Source organism: Pseudomonas sp. RC10-4-2, assembly GCF_050433085.1.
Lineage (GTDB): Bacteria > Pseudomonadota > Gammaproteobacteria > Pseudomonadales > Pseudomonadaceae > Pseudomonas > Pseudomonas aeruginosa.
The window spans coordinates 1,376,996-1,400,024 of record NZ_JBNPXX010000002.1 but is presented as its reverse complement, the minus strand read 5'-3'; the positions used below and the strand labels follow the sequence as shown (position 1 = coordinate 1,400,024).

The following is a 23,029-nucleotide window of genomic DNA, read 5'->3' as shown; positions in this document are numbered from 1 at the left end:
ACCATGCCGCGGCGGACCGACCCGCCGCCTCCCGCCGTCGCACCCCGGCGCAGGCTCCGCCTGCGCCGGGCGCGACATACCGGATGCAGTTTCGGAGGTGCCACATGGCCGATTCGGACAAGGGAAAACTGGGGCTGCCGGCGCTGACCGCGCTGGTGGTGGGCGGCATCATCGGCAGCGGCATCTTCAGCCTGCCGCAGAACATGGCCGAAGGCGCAGGCGCCGGCGCGATCCTGATCGCCTGGGCGATCACCTTCGTCGGCATGCTGACCCTGACGCGGATATTCCAGTGGCTGTCGACCACCCGCCCCGAACTGGACGACGGCGTCTACGGCTACGCCCGCGAAGGCTTCGGCGAATACCTGGGGTTCAATGCCGCCTGGGGCTACTGGATTTCCGCCTGGGTCGGCAACGCCGGCTACCTGGTGGTGCTGTTCAGCGCCCTCGGCTCGTTCGGCGCGCTGGCCTTCTTCGGCGACGGAACCACCTGGCCGGCGCTGCTCGGCGAATTGACGGTGCTCTGGCTGATGCATGCCTTCGTCCTCCACGGCGTGCACAACGCGGCGATCACCAACGCCATCGTGACCCTCGCCAAGGTGGTGCCGATCGCCCTGTTCATCCTCTGCGTAGCCCTGGCCTTCCGCATCGAGACCTTTCACCTGGACTTCTGGGGCAGCCCGGCCCTGGGCAGTGTCACCCGCCAGGTGGAAACCACCATGCTCTACACCGTCTGGGTATTCCTCGGCATCGAGAGCGCCACGGTCTATGCCAGCCACGCACGGCACGCGGCCGATGTCAGCCGCGCAACCCTGCTCGGCTTCGTGGTCACCCTGCTGTTGCTGGTCTGCGTCTCGGTGCTGTCGCTGGGCGTGGTGCCGCAGCACGAACTGGCGCAGATGAAGAACCCCTCGATGGCCCAGGTGATGGCCGCGGCGGTGGGCCCCTGGGGCGCCACGCTGATCAACGTCGGGCTGATCGTCTCGGTCGGCGGCGCGCTGCTGGCCTGGACCATGCTCGCGGTGGAAATGCTCTACCTGGCCAGCCGTGGCCCAACGCACACCGCGCCGGCACTGTTCGGCCGCACCAATGCGGTGGAAACCCCGGCGCCGGCACTGTGGCTGACCAGCACGCTGATCTCTGCGCTGCTGCTGGTGGCCTTCCTCAACGCCTCGGGCTACAACGCGCTGATCCAGTTGGCCACCTCGATGGCGCTGATCCCCTACCTGCTCTGCGCCGGCTTCTGCCTGAAGCTGGTGGCGCGCCGCCCGCACTCGGGCGCGATGCTGGCGCTGGCGCTGTTGGGGACGCTCTACGGGGTCTGGCTGATCTACGCCGCCGGGCTGAAATACCTGCTGCTGTCGATGATCCTCTACGCGCCAGGCCTGGGCTTCTTCCTGCATGCCCGTCGCCAGCGCGGCCTGCCGGCGTTCGGCAATCGCGCCGAAGGCAGCGTCGCGGCGCTGGTGCTGGTCCTCGCGCTGGCGGCGCTATGGATGATCGGCAGCGGTCGGCTGACCCTCTAGCTCAATGATTGACCGTATGTGCCAGCATCACCGACAGCTGGCACAGCGGCCGGCCGCTCTCCTCGCGCCACTGGTTGAAGGCGGCCTGCACGGCAGCCAGGTCCTTGAGGCTGGTGGGCGGTTTGTCGATGATCTCCTGGGCCTTCAGCGCGGCGACCATGTCGTCGCTGGGAATGAAGGTGTCCTTGCCGGCCATCCGCAGGAAACGCGGCGCCGACAAGCCGCCGAGCTGGTTGCCGCGCTTGCTCAGCAGCTTCCACAGGCCGACGATGTCGGTTTCCGGCCAATCCGCGAGGAAGTTGCCGAAGCTGCCATGCTCGCGGGCCAGGTCGAGCACCATCTGCGCATTGCGCGGCACGCTCTTGAGCTTGCCCAGGTGGCGGATCAGGCGGGCGTCCTGCATCAGCCGCTCGAGATGCTCGGCGCTCATGAGCACGACCTTCTGCGGATCGAAGCCGAAGAACACTTCCTCGAAGGCCGGCCACTTGGCGTCCACCAGGCTGTGCTTGAGGCCGGCGCGGAAGATCCGCAGGCTGATCAGCGACAGGTAGCGGTCGTCACCCACCGCGCGCAGCTCGGCGGCGCTCTTCGGCTGCGGCAGGCGCGCTTCCAGCGCCTCCCTGGAGCCGAAGCGGTTCAGGCAGTATTCGTACATCCAGGCGTAGTCGCGCATCGGGAATCCTTGCAGACCGGAGAGAAGAACTGACTCGCGGCGCGGCTCAGAGGTTCATCACGTCGAGGAAGCGCGGCGTGGCGTTCTCGTCGATGCGCAGGTTGGCGAAGTCGAACAGGTTGCGGTCGGCCAGTTGCGACGGCACCACGTTCTGCAGGGCGCGGAACATGATCTCGGTACGCCCCGGCGATTTGCGTTCCCATTCCAGCAGCATTTCCTTGACCACCTGGCGCTGCAGGTTCTCCTGCGAACCGCAGAGGTTGCAGGGGATGATCGGGAACTCCTTGAGCTGGGAATAGGCCTCGATGTCCTTCTCGCTGCAATAGGCCAGCGGCCGGATCACCACGTTGCGCCCGTCGTCGGCCAGCAGCTTCGGCGGCATGGCCTTCAGGGTGCCGCCGTAGAACATGTTGAGGAAGAAGGTCTCGAGGATGTCGTCGCGATGGTGACCGAGGGCCATCTTGGTCGCGCCGATCTCGTCGGCGAAGGTGTACAGCGTGCCACGGCGCAGGCGCGAGCACAGCGAGCAGGTGGTCTTGCCTTCCGGGATCTTCTCCTTGACCACCGAGTAGGTGTCCTTCTCGACGATGTGGTACTCGACGCCGATCGACTTCAGGTACTCCGGCAGGACATGCTCGGGAAAACCGGGCTGCTTCTGGTCCATGTTCACCGCGACGATCTCGAAGCGGATCGGCGCGACCTTCTGCAGGTAGAGCAGGATGTCGAGCATGGTGTAGCTGTCCTTGCCGCCGGACAGGCAGACCATGACCTTGTCGCCATCCTCGATCATGTTGAAGTCGGTGATGGCCTCGCCGGCCAGGCGGCGCAGGCGCTTCTGCAGTTTGTTCTGATTGACCGAAAGGGTGCCCATGGTGCTCTGGAATCCGGGTGTTCGAGGAGAAAAGCTGGCTATTTTACGCACAAAGCGCCGCCGACCCCAGCCCCTCCCGACGCCCGATGCTAGTCTTGCCTCATGACTCCCGACCTCGACCACCGCCTCGACCTCGCCGGGCAGATCCTCTGCCTGCTGCGCGAGCATCCCGAGGGGCTTTCCGAATACCAGTTGATCCAGCTGCTGAAGGCCCGCCATTCGACGCATATCCCCCATCGCGAACTGGCCGACAAGCTGGTGCTGTTCCGCACCCATTTCCTCCTGTTCAACGCGCTCTACCACCTGCGCGACCACCTCTGGGCCGAGCGCGAGGCGCACCTGGAGATCAGCCCGCTGAGCCTGCGCCTGCATCCTTACGTGGATGGCACGCAGGCGCTGGAACAGGGCGATCCGCTGCGCGACTACTACCTCGACCTGCGTCACCTGGGGGAGACCAGCGAGGCCGACGTCGAGCGGCTGCTGCAGAGTTTCTGGACGCGCATGCAGGGCAGCGAGGAGAAGGCTGCCGCCCTCGCCCTGTTCGAGCTGGAAGGCGCGGTCGACTATCCCGCCATCAAGCTGCGCTACCGGCAACTGGTCAGCCAGCACCATCCCGACCGCGGCGGCAGCACTGCGCGCCTGCAATCGATCAACAAGGCGATGGAAATACTGCAACGCTATTACAGCCGGCCGTGAAGCTTCGATTTGCTCTAAACCCGCGAGCGACGCGGGCTCGGGCCGTTCCTATACTGCGACATAAGGTCGCATAGGTCGGCCGAGCACCGGGTGGCGCTGTCCATGCGCGCCCGGCGCTTCGCTGGGGGGCGACCACATAAGAACGAGGAGGAAACGGCATGATCCATCATGTATGGGGGCTCTTCACCCATCCCGATCAGGAATGGCAGGAAATCCGTGGCGAAGAAGAAAGCATCAGCCACATGTACCTGACCCACATCCTGATCCTGGCTGCCATTCCGGCGATTTCCGCCTATATCGGCACGACCCAGGTCGGCTGGGTGGTCGGCGGCGGCGATCCGGTCAAGTTGACCCAGGCCAGCGCGTTGCAGATGACGGTCCTCACCTACCTGGCGATGCTCGCCGGGGTGGCGGTGATGGGCGCGTTCATCCACTGGATGGCGCGGACCTACGACGCCAACCCGAGCCTGACCCAGTGCATCGTGTTCGCCGCCTACAACGCCACGCCGCTGTTCATCGCCGGGCTGGCGGCGCTGTATCCGCACCTCTGGCTGGGAATGATCGTCGGGGTTGCGGCGATCAGCTACACGGTCTACCTGCTCTACGTGGGGATTCCCACCTTCATGAACATCCACAAGGACGAAGGCTTCCTGTTCTCCAGCTCGGTGCTGGCGGTGGGCCTGGTGGTGCTGGTGGCGATGATCGCCCTGTCGGTGATCCTCTGGGGCAGCGGGGTCGGCCCGGAATACACCAGCTGACGTCCAGCGAACGCATCGTACGACCGGGCCGCGGGCAACCGCCGCCCGGTTTTTTCTTGCCCGCCGCCGCGCTTGCCTGATCCTGCACCCCGGACGAGCGGTCGTCCCGACGCCTGCGCCCGCCCTCCTGTCTCCGGCATAATCGCCCGCTGCTGGAGTCTTCCCGAATGCCCGAACACCTCAACGCCCGCGTCGAGGCCTGCTATCGGCAGGCCGAACACTTCTTCCAACGCAGCTTCCCCCGCCCGACCGTCAGCTTCCGCCTGCGCGGCCAGAAAGCCGGGGTCGCCCATCTCGACGAGAACCTGCTGCGCTTCAATCCCCAGCTGTACCGCGAGAACCGCGAGCACTTCCTGGAACAGACCGTGGCCCACGAAGTCGCGCACCTGATCGCGCACCAGTTGTTCGGCCCGCGCATTCGCCCCCACGGCGAGGAGTGGCAGTTGATCATGCGCGGCATCTACGGCCTGCCGCCGGACCGCTGCCACACCTACGCGGTCAAGCGCCGCGCCACCACCCGCTACCTGTACCGCTGCCATTGCCCGGAGCACAACGACTTCCCGTTCTCCCCGCAACGCCACACCCTGGTGGCCAAGGGGCGCCGCTACTACTGCCGGCGCTGCAAGGCGACCCTGGTGTTCACCGGCGAAGTGCTCCGCGAGTGATTCAGGCGATGGCCCCGGCCGCCTTCAGCTCGGCGATCCGTTCGGCGGAGTAGCCCAGGCCTTCGAGCACCGCCACGGTGTCGGCGCCGAGCGCCGCGCCGATGTGGCGAGGCGCCGGCAGGCCGGCGGAAAACTTGATCGGACAGGCCATCTGCGCCTGGCTGCCGCCGTCCGCCAGCGGCACCCGGGCGACCAGCCCGCGCGCCTGCAACTGCGGGTGTTCCAGCGCCTCGGAGAGCGGCAGCAGCGGCTCCACGCAGGCATCCAGGGCGGCGAACACCGCCTGCCATTCGGCGAAGTCGCGTTTCTCGAACTCCATCTCGATCTCGCGCTTCAGCGCCCGCTGCTCTTCCGGCTTCGGCGACAGGCCGCGGGCGGCCAGTTCCGGGCGGCCGATGGCGGCGCAGAATTGCTGCATGAACTGCGGTTCCAGGCTGCCCACCGAGAACCAGCGGCCATCGCGGGTGCGGTAGTAGTCATAGAAGCTGCCGCCGTTCAGCGCCAGCGCCTCCATCTCCGGCTCGACCCCGGCCGCGAGATAGCCGGCGCCGGCCATGCCGTTCAGGCTGAAGGCGCAGTCGGTCATGCTGATGTCGACGAACTGCCCCTCGCCGGTCTGCTGCCGGTGGATGACCGCCGCCAGCAGGCCCATCACGCCATGCAACGAACCGCCGGCGAGGTCCGCCAGTTGCACCCCCAGCGGCAACGGGCCACGCTCGCGGCGCCCGGTGTAGCTGGCGACGCCGGCCAGCGCCAGGTAGTTGATGTCATGCCCGGCGCGCTCGCGGTACGGCCCGGTCTGGCCGTAGCCGGTGATGGCCACGTAGATCAGCCGCGGGTTCGCCGCCTTCAGCGCCTCGTAGCCGACGCCGAGCTTGTCCATCACCCCCGGACGGAACTGTTCGAGGACGATGTCGTATTCGCGTACCAGCTCCAGCACCACCTCACGTGCGCCCTGCCGCTTCAGGTCGAGGCCGATGGAACGCTTGTTGCGGTTCAGGTAGGCATGGCTGGCCGAGGTGCCGTCGACGTGCGGCGGCAGCACCCGCACCAGGTCCATGCGCCCGGGCGACTCCACGCGCAGCACGTCCGCCCCCATGTCGGCCAGCAGCAGCGAGGCGAACGGCCCCGGCAACAGGGTCGAGAAATCCAGCACTTTCAACGATGACAACGGGCCTTTCATGCTCCCTCCTCTGGGTCGCCGGGCATTGGTCGGGATCGCCTGCCGAGCAGCCTATCCACCCGCCGCGCGGCGCGACATGGCCGTGGCGTCAGAGCTTCATGCCGCGGCTGATGATCTCTTTCATGATCTCCGAGGTACCGGCGAAGATCCGCTGGATGCGGGCGTTGGCGTACATCCTGCAGATCGGATACTCCCACATGTAGCCCCAGCCGCCATGCAGTTGCACGCCTTCGTCGACCACCTTGCCCAGCAGCTCGGTGGTGAACAGCTTGGCTTCGGCGGCGACCTCGGGGGACAGCTTCTTCTGGTTGTGGTCCATCACGCAGCGGTCGGTGAAGACCTGCGCCACGTCGATCTGGGTACGCATTTCGGCGAGCTTGAAGCGGGTGTTCTGGAAGTGCGCCACCGGCCGGCCGAAGGCCTGGCGCTCCTTCACGTAGTCGATGGTCGCCTGCAACGCCGCCTCGGCCCCGGCCACCGCGCCGCAGGCGTTGGTCAGGCGTTCCTGGGCGAGCATGTTCATCAGGTAGAAGAAGCCGCCCTTGGCGTCGCCCAGCAGGTTTTCCTTCGGCACCCGCACATTGTTGAAGAACAGCTCGGCGGTGTCCTGGCTCTTCATGCCGAGCTTCTTCAGGTTGCGCCCGCGCTCGAAGCCTTGCATGCCGCGCTCCACCAGGAACAGGCCCATGGCGTGCTTGTTCGCCGGATCGGTCTTCGCCGCGACGATCACCAGGTCGGCCAGCAGGCCGTTGGAGATGAACACCTTGGAGCCGTTGAGCAGCCAGTGGTCACCCTTGTCCACCGCGGTGCTGCGCATGCCGGCCAGGTCGGAGCCGGCGGACGGCTCGGTCATGGCCACGGCGAGGATGGTCTCGCCACGGACGATCCCCGGCAACAGGCGGGCCTTCTGCTCGGCGCTACCGTATTCGGCGATGTACGGCCCGCACAACGCCGAGTGCAGCGGGATCATGAAGCCCGGTTCGTTGATCCGCGCCAGCTCCTCGCACATGATCTGCTCGTAGCGGAAGTCCTTGAGCCCGGCGCCACCGTACTCCTCGTCCGCCCAGGGCAGCAGGAAGCCCATCTCCCCCGCCTTCCTCCAGACAGCGCGGTCGACCACCCCGGCCTCTTCCCAGGCGTCCTGGTGCGGCACCACCTCTTTGTCGAGAAAGGCGCGGAAGGCATCGCGGAACAGGTTGTGTTCGGTCTCGAAGATCTGCCGTTGCATGTACGGGGACTCCCTGCGGTCAGTGGTTCCGCAGGGTAGGCGGCGCCGGCCGGCGCCCTCAATGACGCGAGCGCTCAGGCTCGGTTGACCGAATCGGTCAGCTACCAGTCCATGCTCGCCGGCTGCACGCCCGGGTGGGACGGGAACAACGGCAGCACCTCCTCGGCCAGTTCCTGGATGACTTCCGCTGCCGGCCTGGCGGCGAACTGGATGCCCAGGGCGGCATGGTTGACGCCCGCCGCGCGCCATTCGCCGAGCAGCTCGATCAGGCCGTTGCGCCCGGTGCGCAGGACGTAGCCGCCGTGCAACGGCGTACGCGGATACGCCGGGTCGTCCACCAGGTCCAGCCATTCGTTGGTCATGTGCGGGCGGAACCCGCCGTCCGCGATGGACATCCTCCAGGCGCGGATCTTCCGGGCCAGGCGACGTGGTCCGGACGCATCGACAGTCGACTCCGGATAGGTCAGCCAGCCATCCGCCTGGCGTGCCAGCCAGTCCGCCGGCTGCCGCGCGGAGCCGGTGACGACCAGCGGGATGGCGCCGGCCGGCGGACGCGGCAACAGTTCGGCGTCGTCCAGCGTACCGAGCGGCGAGGCGACGTGCCGGCAGCCGTGCAGCAGTTGGCGCAGGTAGTCCAGGCCCTGGGCGAACCGCTCGCCGCGCTGCGCATGCTCCAACCCGTAGGCGGGGAACTCCACCGGCCGGTCGCCGGAGGCGAGGCCCAGCACCAGGCGTCCGCCGGACAACCGGTCGACGCTCGCCGCGGCCTTGGCCAGGTCGACCGGTTGGCGCAGGGCAAGCACCGCGCTGCCGGTGGCCAGGGCGATACGGCGGGTCCGCGCGGCCAGATAGCCAAGGTAGGTGAACGGGTCGAACACTTGTCCGGCATCGCCGAAGCGTGGGTCGAACAGCGGTACGTCGCGTACCCAGACGGCGGCGAATCCCAGTCGATCGATTTCTTCGACCAACCGCGCCTGGCCCAGCAGCACCCGCATGTCGCCCTGGTAGAAACGCAACGGCAGGAACAGGCCCAGGGTCAGCGCGTCTGCGGCGAACATGCGCCGATAGCCAGGGTGCCCGACGAAGGCCGGCGCCGAGGCGCCTTGCAGCAGGGCGCTCATGGACCCACCGCCGGTTCCGGCAGGAGGATCCCGCGCTGCACCGCAGGCCGCAGGGCCATGCGCCGGTGCCAGTCGTCCAGGTGGCGATAATGGCTGAAGTCGAAGTCGACGATCCGCGCCGTATGGGTCCAGCCGAAGGTGGCGATATCGGCGATGGAGTATTGCTCACCGGCCAGCCAGGGCCGTCCGGCCAGGCGCTGGTCGAGGGTGGCGAAAACCTCCTCGGAGAGCCGCCGATAGCGTTCGATGGCCGGCGGGTACCGCTCTTCGGCGGAGATCTCGAAATGCACGCGCTGGCCGAGGATGGGCCCCATGCTGGAAGCATGGAAAGTCAGCCAGGTCAGGGCCTCCCAGCGTTCCCGGGGGGCGTCGGGAAGCAACCGCCCGCTGGTCTCCGCCAGGTACTGCAGGATCGCCGCCGACTCGAACAGGGTGATGCCGGCGGCCCGGTCTACCAGCACCGGTATCCGGCCATGTGGATTCAGGCGCAGGAATTCCGGGCGGCGTTGCTCGCCATGGTCGATGCGAACGTGGTGCAGTGCGTAGGGCAGCCCCAGTTCCTCGAGGGCGATGGTGATCTTGAATCCGTTGGGTGAACTGTCGCTGTAGAGCTGGAGGGAAGGCATGGCAAGTATCCTTGCAGCGCTGGACTATCCGGCGCCTGGGCGATGGGGGCGGCGCCGACCGGGGAAACCGCCTCGGCCGCTTCCCGCACACCGAAGAAAGCAGCTAGGCTAAAGTCTCTCGTTTCGCCACACATGCTGAAGCCCAGGCCGGTGGATGAAAAACGATCCTTTCTACAATCTGTTTATAGAAAAACTGAATTCATGGGTGCCGTCCTCCCGCTTCTCGCGCTACGCGCTTTCGTCGAAACCGCCCGCCATGGCAATCTCACCCGCGCGGCCGCGGCCATGGGCGTCACTCCCGGCGCGGTAAGCCAGCAGCTCAGGGCTCTGCAGGCGCGCACCGGCGTCGTCCTGTTCCAGCGCTTCAGCCATGGCATGCGCCTGACGCCGGAGGGCGAGCAGGTCTATCCCGGCCTCCGCCAGGCCTTCGAGCAGATCACCGCGAGCCTTGCCCAGCTGGAGGCGATCAATGCCCGCCAGACCCTCACGGTCAGCACCGAGCCCTCCTTCGCCGCCACCTGGCTGGTGCCGCGCCTCGGTCAATTCAGCGCGTCGCACCCGCAGGTGGAAGTCCGCGTGGAGGCTACGGCACTGCTCGCCGACCTGCGCCGGGAACGAATCGACGTCGCCATCCGCCACGGGCTCGGCGACTACCCCGGACTCGACGTGCAGGCACTGATGGCCCCGCCGCTGATCCCGGTGGCCAGCCCGCGCCTGCTGGCGGAAGGTCCTGAGATCCGCGAAGCGATCGATTGCCTGGCCTACCCGCTGTTGCAGGAGTCGGAGCGCAATGACTGGCGCCTGTGGCTGCGGGCGATGGGGGTGGAGGACGACCCGCGCAGCGAGAGAGGTCCGGCTTTCGCCGACGACCTGCTGCTGGTTCGCGCCGCCGAGGCCGGCCAGGGTATCGCGCTGGTACGGGAGATCCATGCCCGCGCCGAGATCGCCAGCGGCCGCCTGGCGGTCGCCCTCGAGCGGCCCTGGCCGAGCCGCTTCGCCTATTACGCGGTGAGCCTGCCAGGAGCGGCGCAACGAGCGCCCCTCTCGCTGTTCCTCGCCTGGCTGCGCGAGCAGGCCGCCGCCGAGGCATAAAAAAACCCGCCACGAGGGCGGGTTCGAAGGGCGGCAGGGAGCTCTTCACTTCCCCCTGCCGAACAGGTTTGAGCTTAGACCGCTTCGCGGCCGCCCACCGGAATATCGCTGGCAGGCGACGAAGCGTTGCCCTCGCCGGCCAGTTCGCGCTGCAAGGTGCCCTCGTCGAGCTGCTTGCACCACTTGGAAACCACTACCGTGGCCACGCCGTTGCCGACCAGGTTGGTCAGCGCGCGGGCTTCGGACATGAAGCGGTCGATGCCGAGGATCAGCGCCAGGCCGGCGACCGGCAGGTGGCCGACGGCGGAAAGGGTCGCGGCGAGCACGATGAAGCCGCTGCCGGTGACGCCGGCGGCGCCCTTGGAAGCGATCAGCAGCACCAGCAGCAGGGTGATCTGGTGGGTGATGTCCATCGGCGTATCGGTGGCCTGGGCGATGAACACCGCGGCCATGGTCAGGTAGATCGAGGTGCCGTCGAGGTTGAAGGAGTAACCGGTGGGAATCACCAGGCCGACCACCGACTTGTTGCAGCCGAGCTTCTCCATCTTGTCGATCATCCGCGGCAGGGCCGACTCGGAAGACGAGGTGCCCAGCACGATCAGCAGCTCCTCGCGGATGTACCTGATGAAGCGCAGGATGCTGAAGCCGTGGGCGCGGGCGATGCCGCCGAGGACGATGAGCACGAACAGGATGCAGGTGATGTAGAAGCACAGCATCAGTTGGCCGAGCTGCACCAGCGAACCCACGCCGTAGGCGCCGATGGTGAAGGCCATGGCGCCGAACGCGCCGATCGGGGCGACCTTCATGATCACGTTGATGATGTTGAACATCACGTGGGAGACGCGCTCGATGAACTCGAACACCGGCTTGCCGTAGCTGCCCAGGCGATGCAGGGCGTAGCCGAAGAGCACGGAGAAGAACAGGACCTGGAGGATGTCGCCGTTGGCGAACGCGCCGACCACGGTGCCGGGGATCACGTTCATCAGGAAGTCGACGGTGCTCTGCTTCTCGCCGGCAGCGGCGTAGGCAGCGATCTTGCTGGTGTCGAGGGTGTTCGGGTCGACGTGCATGCCGGCGCCCGGCTGGACCACGTTGACCACTACCAGGCCGATGATCAGGGCCACGGTGGAGACGACCTCGAAGTACAGCAGCGCCATGCCGCCGGTCTTGCCGACCGACTTCATGCTCTGCATGCCGGCGATGCCGGTGACCACGGTGCAGAAGATGATCGGCGCGATGGCCATCTTGATCAGTTTGACGAAGCCGTCGCCGAACGGCTTCATCGCCACCGCCGTTTCCGGGTACCAGTGGCCGAGCGCGATACCGATGGCGATGGCGACCAGAACCTGCACGTACAGGCTCTTGTAGAAGGGTTGTTTGGTCATGGGCAGAGTCCTCACGGGGGCGCTTCGCCAGTTCCCTGGAACGCGCTCACCGGTAGCGTTACCCCCCTTGCTGGGGAGATTTTTTGTCGTGAACCGCCGCGGCGGAACCTTGCCCAGGCATTGCAGAGGCTGTGCCAGGATGCTCTTTATCTAAATAAAATCCTTATATATCAACAAGTTAAATAATAAATGAAAATTGCATAGCGGGCTAAGCGTGGCGGATTACCGCCCGGCGGGCCGGCTGTGCCGCGCGAGCATGGCGGGAGTCCGCCACCACCCTTGTCGTCTTCCGGGTGGCGCCCTACCATCGCCGTTCCAACAACAAGGACGCCGCCATGCGTGAGCGCACCATCGCCAGCCATTTCGTCCGCGCCGCGTTGCGCGGGGCCACGCGCCAAGGCCTGGACGGCCCCGCCCTGCTGCGTCGCGCCGGCATCCAGCCGGCCCTGCTGGACGAACCGCGGGCACGCATCGCGCCGGAGCAGTTCACCCGCCTGATGCAGTTGCTCTGGGAAGTGCTGGACGACGAATACATGGGCTTCGGCGAAGTCCGCAGCAAGCGCGGCACCTTCGCCATGATGTGCCACACCCTGATTCATTGCCGGACCCTGGAAAAGGCCCTGCAGCGCGGCGAACTGTTCTACGGCCTGTTCCCCCAGGCGCCGCTGATCCACCTGCGGCGCGACGGCGACCTGGTGCGCCTGAGCCTCGAGGAACGCCACCTGTCGGACCCGGATCACTTCCTCGCCGAAAGCCTGCTGGTGATCTGGCACCGCCTCGCCAGTTGGCTGATCGGCCAGCGCATCCGCCTGGAGGAAGCCACCTTCAGCTACTCGGCGCCGGACCACCAGGCCGAGTACGACCTGCTGTTTCCCTGCCCCCGGCGGTTTTCCGCCGGCTGCACCAGCCTGCTGTTCGCCGCCCGCTACCTGGGCATGCCGCTGCTGCAGGACGAACGCACCCTCAAGCAGTTCCTCCAGTACTCTCCCGCCGACCTGCTGGCGCGCCCGGACGGCGGCGACAGCCTGACCAGCCAGATCCGCCGCCTGCTCGGCCGCGACTGCCGGCGCTGGCCAGACCTCGACCAGGTCGCCCGCCAACTGCACATGAGTTCGCAGACCCTGCGACGCCACCTGCGCGAGGAAGGCGGCAGCTTCCAGCAACTCAAGGACCACCTGCGCCGCGACCTGGCGATCTACCACCTGGGTCGGGACGAGCTATCGATCCAGGACATCGCCGAGCAGCTCGGCTTTTCCGAGCCCTCGGCCTTCCATCGCGCGTTCAAGAAGTGGACCGGCCTCACCCCCGGCGCGTACCGGCACCAGGCGGAAGCCTGAAGCTCAGCCCAGCTCCTGGCGACGAAGCCCGCTGCGCAGTTGGTCGAGCACCGTGGCGAACGGCTGCGGCCGCCCGACCGCGTAGCCTTGGGCGAAATCCACCCCGAGGCGCGCCAGGTGATCGAGGATTTCCCGGCTCTCGACGAACTCGGCCACGGTCACCGCGCCCAGGCGGTGGGCGATCTGGTTGATGGAGTCGACGATGGCCTGGTCCACCGGGCTCTTGTCCAGGTTACGGACGAAGCTGCCGTCGATCTTGATTACGTCGACGACGAAATTCTTCAGGTAATTGAAGGAACTCAGGCCGGAGCCGAAGTCGTCCAGCGCCACCTTGCAGCCGAGGTCGCGCAGCTTGGCGACGATCCGCGAAGCCACCGACAACTGGTTCATCAACGCCGTCTCGGTCAGCTCGAAGTACAGGCGCTCCGGCCTCAGCGGCGAGTGTTCGATGCGATCCAGCAGGTAAGGCAGGAACAGCGGGTCGTTGAGCGAGTTGCCGGACAGGTTGATGCCGATGCTCAGGCCCTCCACCGCGGCGATCCGCGCGCCGAAGTTGATCAGCGCCTCGTTGATCACCCAGCGGTCGATGCTGGCCATCAGGTTGAAGCGCTCGGCGGCCGGGATGAAGGCGCCCGGCGGAGTCATCTGGCCATCCGGATCGTACAGTCGCAGCAGCAGCTCGTAGTGCCGGTCGCCGTCGCGGCGGGGGCCGACCGGGACGATCTCCTGCGCCTGCAACTGGAAGCGGTCGTTCTCCAGGGCCTCGCGCAGCCCGCTGGCGAGGAGTATGTCGCGGTGCTGGCGCTCCACTTCCTCATGGCCGAACTGGTACACCGAAACCCGGTTGCGCCCGGCATGCTTGGCCGCGTAGCAGGCCACGTCGGCCTGGCTCATCAGTTCGCTGGTGCTGCGCGAGGTGGCGGTAAGGGCGGTGATACCGATGCTCGCGCCCACGTCGTAGAGCCGCCCTTCCCAGGGGAAGCGCACCGAGCAGATCTGCTCGATGAGCTTGCTCGCCACCTGCTCCGCCTCCGCCAGGTCGCAATCGAACAGCAGCAGGCCGAACTCATCGCCGCCCAGCCGCGCCAGGGTGTCGGAGGCGCGGGTGCGGTCGGCGAGAATCCGGCTCAGCTCGCGCAGCAGCATGTCGCCCGCCGCGTGCCCGGCGGAATCGTTGACCACCTTGAAGCGGTCGAGGTCGATGAAGCACAGCGCATGCTGGGTCGCCCGCTCCTGGGCGTTGGCCAGGGCGCGTTGCAGCTCCTCCTCGAACTTGGTGCGGTTGAACAGCCCGGTGAGGGCATCGTGGGAGGCGTGATAGCTCAGCTCGCGCTGCATCGCCCGGGCCTTGGTGACGTTCTGGAACACCAGCACGGTGCCGATGATCTCGCCATCGCGGGTGCGCACCGGCGCCGCGCAATTCTGGATATCGTGCTGCTCGCCCTTGCGGCTGATCAGCGTGGCGCCGTCCTCCAGGTAGAACACCCGGGTGTTCTGCAGGCAGCGTCGCACCGGGCTTTCCAGGGCCTCGCCGGTGTCGCTGTCGAGCACGTTGAAGACCAGTTCGTGGGGCGCGCCGATGGCGTCCTGCAAGGTCCAGCCGGTCATCGCCTCGGCCACCGGGTTCATGAAGGTCACGCGGCCGCCGGCGTCGGTGGTCAACACGGCATCGCCGATGGAATACAGGGTCACCTGCAGGCGTTCCTTTTCCTCGTGCAGGGTTTCCGCCAGGGTGCGGATCTCGGTGATGTCGCTGTTGATGCCGATCATCCGCACCGGCCGATTGTCCTCGTCGCGCGTCAGCGTGGCGATCGCCCGCAGGTGGCGAACCTCGCGGTTGGGGCGGACGATACGGAACTCGCAGTCGAATTTCTGCAACCCGCTGACGGCGCGCTCCAGCTCGCGCAGCACGCGGTCGTGATCCTCAGCATGCAGGCTCGCCTTCCACTGCTCCACCGTGGTCTCCCCGGGACCGCTGCGGATGCCGTACAGGTCGAACATGCGGAAATCCCAGTGCAGGCGGTTGCGCGCCAGGTCCCACTCCCAGATGCCGATCTGCCCGGCGTCGGTGGCCAGCTTGATCCGTTCGGCGAGGCGCTCGCGCTCCAGCTCGGCACGCTTGCGACTGTCGATATCCTCCACCTGGGTGACGAAGTACTGGGCGACTCCCTCCTCGTCGCGCACCAGCGACACGCTGATGCGCGCCCAGAAGGTTTCGCCGTCCTCGCGCAGGTAGCGCTTCTCCATCTGGTAGGAGTTGATACGCCCGGCGAGCAGGTCGCGCACCAGGTCGAGGTCCAGTTCCAGGTCGTCCACATAGGTGATCTCCTGGAACGACAGCTCGCCCAGGCGTTCGGCGGAATAGCCGAGCATCCGGCACAGCGCCTCGTTGACCTTGAACAGCCGCCCCTCCAGCGACACCAGGGCCATGCCGATCGCCGAGAATTCCATGGCGCCGCGGAACTGCGCCTCGCCGATGGCCACCTGATGCTGCTCGCGGCGGCTGCGCTCCATGATCACCGAGACCAGGAAGGCGGGAATGAGGGTCAAGGCCATCGGCAGGTACAGCAGCGGCTCGCCGAAACGCTGCTGGGACGACTCGGGGACGAACACGCCGAGGGCGATCAGCACGGCGATGAAACAGGTGTTCAGGCAACCGATCAGCGCGGTACCGAACACGCTGGTGCTGGCGGCGGCCACCAGCAGCGGCAGGAGCACGTAGATGAAGGCGTAGGGCAGGCGAGTCAGGGCCACGAAGCTGATCACCAGGGTCACCAGCAGGAGCATCGCGTTGTCCACTCCCGCCCGCCCCGACAGAGCGTGACGCCAGGCCGCCAGGTTGCTGGCCATGCACAATGGCAGCAGCGCGAGCATGCCCATCGCATCGCCCACGTACCAGCGCGCCCACATTTCCGGGAAACGCCCCATGCCGAAGACGCTGACCAGCACCGCGCCCACCGAGGCGCCGAGCAAGGGCGGGATCAGCGCGCCGGCCCAGAGCACGCGAACCGCCGAATGCAGGTTGAATTCGAAGTCCTCGCGCACCCGGTTGATGCGTAACAGCATCGCGGCGAAGATCGCTTCGCTCAGGTTGGCCGGCAGGAACGCCGCGCTCATCCACAGGCTGTCGCCATACAGGCGGTTGGCCGCCAGGTTGGCCACGGCGGAGCAGAGCAGGATCGCCGGCCACTGGCGCAGCGGCGCGCGCAGCAGGGCGGCGGTGAGGATCGCGTTGGGCAGCCAGATCGCAGCGATGGTGGCGGGCTGGCGCGACAGGTAGATGCAGGCCAGGGCGGCGAGAAAGAACAGCACACCGGCCTGGATGCCCGCCCACAAGCCCCTGTCGTCGGTTTTGCCACTGAACATCCGCTCGAATCCCCGGTACCTGCGTCAAAGGAACTGCGCCAGCCGAACAGACTTCAGCGTAGCGCGGAAACACCTCAGACGTAGGTAACGGCCGCCAAGTCTCAGACTGTAGCGAAACGTATGCGGAAGCAGGCGCCGCCCAGCTCGGAATCGTCCAGGCTCAGTTCGCCGTCGTAGCTCTCGATGATGTCCAGCGCCACGGCCAGGCCGATGCCCTGCCCCGGGTGCTGGGTATCGGCGCGCTCGCCGCGGCGGATGATTCGTGCGCGCTGTTCGGCAGGCACTCCGGGACCGTCGTCCTCGACCCACAGCTCCGAGTAACCCGGCCCCAGCCGGGCGCCCACGCGAACCCGGCCCAGGCACAGGCGATAGGCGTTCTCCAGCAGGTTGCCGAGCAGTTCCAGCAGCGCGCCGCGCTCCACCGGCACGCTGAAGGACGGCGAGAAGTCCCGCTGCAGGCTTACCCGCTTGTCGCGATAGACCTTGTCCAGCGCGTCGCACAGGGTCTCCACCAGCGGCGCCAGTTGCTCGCGATGGCGTACCAGGCCGCTCTTGCGCAGGCTGGCGCGCTGCAACTGATAGCCTATCTGCTGGCTCATGCGCTCGATCTGGCCCTGTAGCACCCGCACCTGCTCGCGGTTGCCGGGCTCCTCGGCGAGCTGGTCGCCGACCCCCTGCAAGACCGCCAGCGGCGTCTTCAGGCTGTGCGCCAGGTCGCCGAGGGAGTGGCGGTAGCGCTCGCGCTGCTTGTGCTCGCTGCGCAACAGGCGGTTCAGCGAGTGGGTCAGGCGCAGCAGCTCGCGCGGATGCTCCTCGCTCAGGCTCTCGCGCTCGCCGGATTCGATCTGGTCCAGCTCGGAACTCAACCCGCGCATCGCCCGGAAGCCCCAGGTCAGACCCAGCCAGAGCAGCCCGAGCAAGACCAGCAGGGCGCCGCCGAGCCACAGGTAGAGCTGCTCGCGGAACCCCTTGAGCAGGCTCTCGAACTCGCTGACCGATTGCATGGTGACGATGCTGTAGGCCGCCTGCTTGCCGCGCAGCAGGTCGATCTCGACGTCGAACACGAAGAACTCCTCGCCCTTCGCATCGCGGGTGGTGTGGAATTCGTTGCCGCGGCCGTCGTAGCGCGGCGTGTAGTTGATCGACTCGTCGGCCGCCGAGGTGGAGCGCCAGAGCAGATCGCCATTCTGGTCGTAGATATAGCCGAGGACCTTGGCCTCCGGCAGGTTGAACTCCTCCACCGGCAGGTGCTCGGGCATCACCAGGCGGCCCTTCTCCACCCGCGCCGCCGAGACCAGGGTCGCCACGTCGGCGGCCAGGCGCTGCTCGATGGTGTTCTCCAGGGCGATGCCGAAGGCCCGCTGCAGGGCCGGCAGCAGCGCCAGCATGAACAGCACCGCCAGGGCGGCGGCGCCGAGCATCAGACGGATGCGCAGGGAACGGATCACCGGCAGCGCTCGGTGAACAGGTAGCCCTGGCCGCGCACCGTATCGATCGGCTTGAAGCCGCCGCAGGCCTCCAGCTTGCGCCGCAGGCGGCCGACCAGCACCTCGATGACGTTGGCGTCGCGCTCCTCGTCGTCGGGGTAGAGCTGTTCCATCAGGCGTTCCTTGGCCACCACCTGCTGGTGATGCCGCATGAGGTATTCGAGGATGCGGTATTCGTAGGCGGTCAGCGCCACCGGTTGCTCCTCGACCAGCGCCTGCTTGCGGTTCAGGTCGAGGACCAGGGGGCCGGCCTCGATGGTCGACTGGACGAACCCCGAGGAGCGTCGCAGCAACGCGTTCAGGCGCGCTTCCAGTTCCTCGAACTGGAACGGCTTGACCACGTAGTCGTCGGCCCCGGCGGCCAGGCCTTCGACCTTGTCCTGCCAGTTGCCGCGGGCGGTGAGGATCAGGATCGGGAAGGACTTGCCCTGCGAACGCAGCTCGCGGATCAGGTCCAGGCCGCTCATGCCCGGCAGGCCGAGGTCGATCACCGCCAGGTCGTGGTGGTATTCGCTGACCCGGTAGAGGGCTTCCTCGGCATCCGGTACCGCGTCCACCACGTGCCCCTGTTCACCCAGGCGGGTATAGAGGTGGTGGCGCAACAGCGCCTCGTCTTCCACTACCAGCAGTTTCATGAGGTTCCTCCGGATGAGATGCGGCCGGACCTTCCGGCCCGGCCATCGAAGCATGCCCTCGCGGGCGCTGCGCGGTCATTTAGAACTTGTAGTTGGCGCCCAGGTAGAATTGCGAGCTGCTGTGCAGGTCCAGGGAGCCCAGCTTGTTGCCGCCATGCGGGGTCATCTCGGTGCTGGCGTTGGTGCGCAGGTAACGATAGCCGCCTTCGATCGAGGCATTCTTGCTCAGCTCCTGCAGGATACCGGCCTGCAGCCCGGCAGCGTAGCCGACATCGCTGTCGCGCTTGAAGCCCTTGCCGTCCTGTTCCAGCTTGACCAGGCCGAGGGTGGCACCGCCGAACAGCTTGGTGTTGTTGTCGCCGATCGGCAGGAAGGCGTCGTAGCTGCCGAGCAGGTTCTGCTGGCGCAGCTTGTTGCCGCTGCTGGTGTCGGAGATGTTCTCGTAGGTCGCGTAGTAGCGGCCCTGCTCGAACTGCTGGCCGGCGCGGATGCCCCAGGTGCCGGTGTTGTCGATCACCTTGTCGAGGTTCGGGCTGTTCAGGTTGCGGTTCAGCGACTTGGATTTCTGGATGTTGTTGCTGGTCTCGCCCCAGGTCAGGCCGACGAAGTTGTCGGCGGCCTGGACGCCGGCGGCGGAACCCAGCAGGGCGGTGGCGATGAAGAGAGTCTTGAGTGCTTTCATGGTGTTTCTCCGTTCTGCGAGAGTCGTGTCGTTCACGGCTTGCAGAGTACGGACAGGGTACTGAACCGCCCCTGAACGCTTGCTGAACCCGGGCTGAACGACTCGCGTTTGCCGGCGAACGCTCTGTTTCCAGGCTGCCGCGCGCCGGCTCGGCGAGGTTTTTGCCCGTACTGCAAGTAGGGTCTAGGCTTTCTACAGTCGCCTGCATAGAGGCTGGGCCAATGAACGAACAACCCGACCAGGGACGCGTCAAGGGCATGGAAGCCAGGCTCTTCCTGTTTCTCGTGATCTGCCTGTTCCCGCTGCTGTCCGTCGCACTGGTCGGCGGCTTCGGTTTCTGCGTCTGGATGTACCAGCTACTGGCCGGCCCGCCCGGGCCGCCGGCCTGAGGTCGGGTATGAGCAGTCGCCGAGAGCTGTTCCGCCGCCTCGGCGGGCACCCGCCGACGCGTCGCCCGCCGTGGACCGCCGCCGACTTCGCCGCAGGCTGCACAGGCTGCGCCGCCTGCGTCGAGGCCTGCCCGGAAGGCGTGCTGAAGCTCGGCGCCGGTCGGCTCGTCGAACTCGACCTCTCCAGCGCCGGCTGCACGCTGTGCGGGGAATGCGCCAGCCGCTGCGAGGCCGGCCTGTTCGATGGCGCGGGCCCGGCCTTCCCCTGGATCGCCACGATCGGCGAAGCCTGCCTGGCCCTGGCCGGGATCCACTGCCGCAGTTGCCAGGACGCCTGCGAACCCGCCGCGATCCGCTTCCGCCCGGCCCCCGGCGGCGTCGCCCTGGCCGAGCTGGACAGCCAGCGCTGCAACGGCTGCGGCGCCTGCCTGGCGCCCTGTCCGAGCCAGGCCATCCAACTGCGCGCGCTATCCACCAAGGAGTCTCCACGACATGCCTGAAGCCCTGCAGATCGCCAGCCTCATCCTGCATTGCCGACCCGAGCGACTGCCGGCGGTGAAGGCCAACCTGGCGCTGCTCGACGGCCTGGAGATCTACCAGGAAAGCCCGCAGGGCAAGCTGATCCTGGTGCTGGAAGCCGAACGCGAAGAACAGATTCTCGACACCCTGGGCCAGTTGCAGAACCTGCCAGGAGTGCTCAACGCCGTGCTGGTCTACCACGAGATCCTGCACGACGACGATAGCAACGACGCGGCGGCCATGACCGACCGCGCGATACCGTGCTCGCCCGAGGAGACAATCGATGAACCTCACCCGTCGTGAATTCGCCAAGGCCAACGCCGCCGCCATCGCCGCGGCGGCGGCCGGCCTGCCGATCCTGGTCCGCGCCAGCAACCTGGTGACCGAGGCGGACGTCACCAGCCTGGTCTGGAACAAGGCCCCCTGCCGCTTCTGCGGCACCGGTTGCAGCGTGATGGTCGCCACCCGCGACGGCCAGGTGGTGGCCACCCATGGCGACATCAAGGCCGAGGTCAACCGCGGGATCAACTGCGTGAAGGGCTACTTCCTGTCGAAGATCATGTACGGCAGCGACCGCCTGACCCGCCCGCTGCTGCGCATGAAGGACGGCAAGTTCGACAAGCAGGGCGAGTTCCAGCCGATCAGTTGGGAACAGGCCTTCGACATCATGGCCGAGAAGTTCAAGGCCGCGCTCAAGGCCAAGGGACCGGAGTCGGTCGGCATGTTCGGCTCCGGCCAGTGGACGGTCTGGGAAGGCTATGCGGCGAACAAGCTGTTCAAGGCCGGCCTGCGCAGCAACAACATCGACCCCAACGCCCGCCACTGCATGGCCTCGGCGGTGATGGGCTTCATGCGCAGCTTCGGCATGGACGAGCCGATGGGCTGCTACGACGACATCGAGGCCACCGACAGCTTCGTCCTCTGGGGCTCGAACATGGCCGAGATGCACCCGGTGCTCTGGTCGCGGGTCACCGACCGCCGGCTCAGCGCGCCGCAGGTCAAGGTCGCGGTGCTGTCCACCTTCGAGCACCGCAGCTTCGAGCTGGCCGACTTGCCCATGGTGTTCAAGCCGCAGACCGACCTGATCATCCTCAACTATATCGCCAACCACATCATCGAGAGCGGCGCGGTGAACCGCGACTTCGTCGAGCGCCACGTGCGCTTCGCCCATGGCGCCGAGGACATCGGCTACGGCCTGCGCCCGGACGACCCGCTGGAGAAGAAGGCGAAGAACGCCGACAAGGCCAACACCTGGAGCGATATCGACTTCAAGGCCTTCGCCGAGTTCGTCAAGCCCTATACCCTGGAGCGCACCGCGCGCGAAAGCGGCGTGCCGGCCGAGCGGCTGAAGGCCCTCGCCGAACTCTACGCCGACCCCAAGCGCAAGGTGGTGTCGTTCTGGACCATGGGCTTCAACCAGCACACCCGCGGGGTCTGGGCGAACAACCTGATCTACAACATCCACCTGCTCACCGGGAAGATCAGCGAACCGGGCAACAGCCCCTTCTCGCTCACCGGCCAGCCCTCGGCCTGCGGCACCGCGCGCGAGGTCGGCACCTTCTCCCACCGGCTCCCCGCCGACCTGGTGGTGACCAACCCGAAGCACCGGGAAACCGCGGAGAAGATCTGGAAGGTGCCGGCCGGCACCATCCAGGAGAAGGTCGGCTTCCACGCCGTGCAGCAGAGCCGGATGCTCAAGGACGGCGTGCTCAACGTCTACTGGACCCAGGTCAGCAACAACATGCAGGCCGGTCCCAACGTGATGCAGGAAGTGCTGCCCGGCTGGCGCAACCCGGACAACTTCGTGATCGTCTCCGACGTCTACCCCACCGTCTCGGCCCAGGCCGCCGACCTGATCCTGCCCAGCGCCATGTGGGTGGAGAAGGAAGGCGCCTTCGGCAATGCCGAGCGCCGCACGCAGTTCTGGCACCAGTTGGTGAAGGCACCGGGCGAGGCGAAGTCCGACCTCTGGCAGTTGGTGGAGTTCTCCAAGCGCTTCACCACCGACGAGGTCTGGCCCGCGGAACTGCTGGCGAAGGCCCCCGAGCTGAAGGGCAAGACCCTCTATGACGTGCTGTTCCGCAACGGCCAGGTCGACCGCTTCCCGGCCAGCGACCTGGCCAAGGGCTACGCCAACGACGAGGTCGACGCATTCGGCTTCTATATCCAGAAGGGTCTGTTCGAGGAATACGCCGCCTTTGGTCGCGGCCACGGCCACGACCTCGCCCCCTTCGACGCCTACCACGAGGCGCGCGGCCTGCGCTGGCCGGTGGTGGACGGCAAGGAGACCCGCTGGCGCTACCGCGAGGGCTACGACCCCTACGTGAGCAAGGGCAGTGGCGTGCAGTTCTATGGCTATCCGGACAAGAAGGCGATTGCCTTCGCCCTGCCCTACGAGCCGCCGGCCGAGGCGCCGGACCAGGACTACCCGTTCTGGCTCGCCACCGGCCGGGTGCTCGAACACTGGCACACCGGGAGCATGACCGCGCGGGTCCCGGAGCTGTACAAGGCGGTGCCCGACGCGCTGGTCTACATGCACCCGGAGGATGCGCGCCAGCTCAAGCTGCGCCGCGGCAGCGAGGTCAAGGTGGTGAGCCGGCGCGGCGAGATCCGCGCGCGGGTCGAGACCCGCGGGCGCAACAAGCCGCCCCAGGGGCTGGTGTTCGTGCCGTTCTTCGACGCCAACAAGCTGATCAACAAGGTCACCCTGGACGCCACCGACCCGATTTCCAAGCAGACCGACTACAAGAAGTGCGCCGTTCGCATCGAACTGCTCAACCTGGCCTGAGGAGC

General features: G+C 66.9%; 21 protein-coding genes. 10 read left to right on the top strand and 11 right to left on the bottom strand.

The annotated features are described in order from the left end of the window. The first annotated feature begins 104 nt into the window (after positions 1-104). Complete coding sequence (locus tag FHW81_RS14625; protein ID WP_003112459.1) at positions 105-1,523, top strand: basic amino acid/polyamine antiporter; 1,419 nt, start codon at positions 105-107, stop codon at positions 1,521-1,523. A 1-nt stretch (position 1,524) separates the two neighbouring features. Here the strand turns inward: FHW81_RS14625 and FHW81_RS14620 are convergent, their stop codons facing one another. Together FHW81_RS14620 and ttcA are read right to left on the bottom strand one after the other, a co-directional pair. Continuing rightward, positions 1,525-2,196 (bottom strand): DNA-3-methyladenine glycosylase I, encoded by a 672-nt coding sequence (locus FHW81_RS14620; RefSeq protein WP_003082464.1) that lies wholly within the window; start codon positions 2,194-2,196, stop codon positions 1,525-1,527. A gap of 46 nt (positions 2,197-2,242) precedes the next feature. After that, positions 2,243-3,067, bottom strand: a complete 825-nt coding sequence (gene ttcA / locus FHW81_RS14615) for a tRNA 2-thiocytidine(32) synthetase TtcA (RefSeq protein WP_003082462.1) — start codon at positions 3,065-3,067, stop codon at positions 2,243-2,245. 102 nt (positions 3,068-3,169) lie between these two features. Between ttcA and FHW81_RS14610 the strand changes: the two genes are divergently transcribed. From FHW81_RS14610 to FHW81_RS14600, 3 genes are all read left to right on the top strand, one after another. Continuing rightward, the gene (locus FHW81_RS14610; protein WP_003082458.1) at positions 3,170-3,763 is read left to right on the top strand and encodes a DNA-J related domain-containing protein; all 594 of its coding nucleotides are present in this window, start codon (positions 3,170-3,172) and stop codon (positions 3,761-3,763) included. Between the two features lie 158 nt (positions 3,764-3,921). Next, entirely contained in the window at positions 3,922-4,521 is a 600-nt protein-coding gene (locus FHW81_RS14605; protein ID WP_003082455.1) for a Yip1 family protein, read from the top strand. 167 nt (positions 4,522-4,688) lie between these two features. Continuing rightward, positions 4,689-5,186, top strand: a complete 498-nt coding sequence (locus FHW81_RS14600; protein ID WP_003082453.1) for a SprT family zinc-dependent metalloprotease — start codon at positions 4,689-4,691, stop codon at positions 5,184-5,186. Between the two features lies 1 nt (position 5,187). On the opposite strand, the gene FHW81_RS14595 is transcribed toward FHW81_RS14600, so the two are convergent. From FHW81_RS14595 to FHW81_RS14580, 4 genes are all read right to left on the bottom strand, one after another. Beyond that, positions 5,188-6,369, bottom strand: a complete 1,182-nt coding sequence (locus tag FHW81_RS14595; RefSeq protein ID WP_003082450.1) for a CaiB/BaiF CoA transferase family protein — start codon at positions 6,367-6,369, stop codon at positions 5,188-5,190. 88 nt (positions 6,370-6,457) lie between these two features. Further along, positions 6,458-7,597: an acyl-CoA dehydrogenase family protein gene (locus tag FHW81_RS14590; RefSeq protein WP_003082447.1), complete on the bottom strand. Its 1,140-nt coding sequence runs from the start codon at positions 7,595-7,597 to the stop codon at positions 6,458-6,460. A gap of 101 nt (positions 7,598-7,698) precedes the next feature. Continuing rightward, positions 7,699-8,718 (bottom strand): LLM class oxidoreductase, encoded by a 1,020-nt coding sequence (locus FHW81_RS14585; protein WP_003112461.1) that lies wholly within the window; start codon positions 8,716-8,718, stop codon positions 7,699-7,701. Then, positions 8,715-9,344 carry a glutathione S-transferase family protein gene (locus tag FHW81_RS14580; protein ID WP_003145423.1) on the bottom strand — a complete coding sequence of 210 codons (630 nt, stop codon included), beginning with the start codon at positions 9,342-9,344 and terminating at the stop codon, positions 8,715-8,717. The genes FHW81_RS14585 and FHW81_RS14580 overlap by 4 nt, the downstream gene beginning before the upstream one ends. A gap of 201 nt (positions 9,345-9,545) precedes the next feature. Here FHW81_RS14580 and FHW81_RS14575 point away from each other — a divergent pair, with 201 nt between their 5' ends. Beyond that, positions 9,546-10,436, top strand: a complete 891-nt coding sequence (locus FHW81_RS14575; RefSeq protein ID WP_003109209.1) for a LysR substrate-binding domain-containing protein — start codon at positions 9,546-9,548, stop codon at positions 10,434-10,436. Positions 10,437-10,510: 74 nt separating this feature from the next. On the opposite strand, the gene dctA is transcribed toward FHW81_RS14575, so the two are convergent. Beyond that, positions 10,511-11,821, bottom strand: coding sequence for a C4-dicarboxylate transporter DctC (gene dctA / locus FHW81_RS14570; protein WP_003082442.1), 1,311 nt, complete (start codon positions 11,819-11,821; stop codon positions 10,511-10,513). Between the two features lie 335 nt (positions 11,822-12,156). Here dctA and FHW81_RS14565 point away from each other — a divergent pair, with 335 nt between their 5' ends. After that, positions 12,157-13,158, top strand: a complete 1,002-nt coding sequence (locus tag FHW81_RS14565) for an AraC family transcriptional regulator (protein ID WP_023084496.1) — start codon at positions 12,157-12,159, stop codon at positions 13,156-13,158. A gap of 3 nt (positions 13,159-13,161) precedes the next feature. Here FHW81_RS14565 and FHW81_RS14560 read toward each other — a convergent pair whose 3' ends face one another. The 4 genes from FHW81_RS14560 to FHW81_RS14545 form a co-directional block, all read right to left on the bottom strand. Then, the gene (locus FHW81_RS14560; RefSeq protein ID WP_019725966.1) at positions 13,162-16,524 is read right to left on the bottom strand and encodes a diguanylate cyclase; all 3,363 of its coding nucleotides are present in this window, start codon (positions 16,522-16,524) and stop codon (positions 13,162-13,164) included. Positions 16,525-16,625: 101 nt separating this feature from the next. After that, positions 16,626-17,972 (bottom strand): two-component system sensor histidine kinase PhoQ, encoded by a 1,347-nt coding sequence (gene phoQ, locus FHW81_RS14555; protein WP_003082438.1) that lies wholly within the window; start codon positions 17,970-17,972, stop codon positions 16,626-16,628. Continuing rightward, on the bottom strand, positions 17,969-18,646 hold the full coding sequence (phoP, locus tag FHW81_RS14550; protein ID WP_003082436.1) for a two-component system response regulator PhoP: 678 nt from the start codon (positions 18,644-18,646) through the stop codon (positions 17,969-17,971). The genes phoQ and phoP overlap by 4 nt, the downstream gene beginning before the upstream one ends. A gap of 79 nt (positions 18,647-18,725) precedes the next feature. After that, positions 18,726-19,328, bottom strand: a complete 603-nt coding sequence (locus tag FHW81_RS14545; RefSeq protein WP_003082431.1) for an outer membrane protein — start codon at positions 19,326-19,328, stop codon at positions 18,726-18,728. A 221-nt stretch (positions 19,329-19,549) separates the two neighbouring features. On the opposite strand from FHW81_RS14545, the gene napE reads away from it, so the two are divergent. The 4 genes from napE to napA are packed head-to-tail and all read left to right on the top strand — an operon-like array spanning position 19,550 to position 23,024. Next, entirely contained in the window at positions 19,550-19,717 is a 168-nt protein-coding gene (gene napE / locus FHW81_RS14540) for a periplasmic nitrate reductase, NapE protein (RefSeq protein WP_003082429.1), read from the top strand. Positions 19,718-19,725: 8 nt separating this feature from the next. Next, a complete protein-coding gene (gene napF, locus FHW81_RS14535) occupies positions 19,726-20,217 on the top strand; it encodes a ferredoxin-type protein NapF (RefSeq protein WP_003162642.1) in 492 nt (163 codons plus the stop codon). Then, a complete protein-coding gene (locus FHW81_RS14530) occupies positions 20,210-20,539 on the top strand; it encodes a chaperone NapD (RefSeq protein WP_003082422.1) in 330 nt (109 codons plus the stop codon). The genes napF and FHW81_RS14530 overlap by 8 nt, the downstream gene beginning before the upstream one ends. Next, positions 20,520-23,024 (top strand): nitrate reductase catalytic subunit NapA, encoded by a 2,505-nt coding sequence (gene napA / locus FHW81_RS14525; protein WP_003162643.1) that lies wholly within the window; start codon positions 20,520-20,522, stop codon positions 23,022-23,024. The genes FHW81_RS14530 and napA overlap by 20 nt, the downstream gene beginning before the upstream one ends. Positions 23,025-23,029 lie beyond the last annotated feature (5 nt).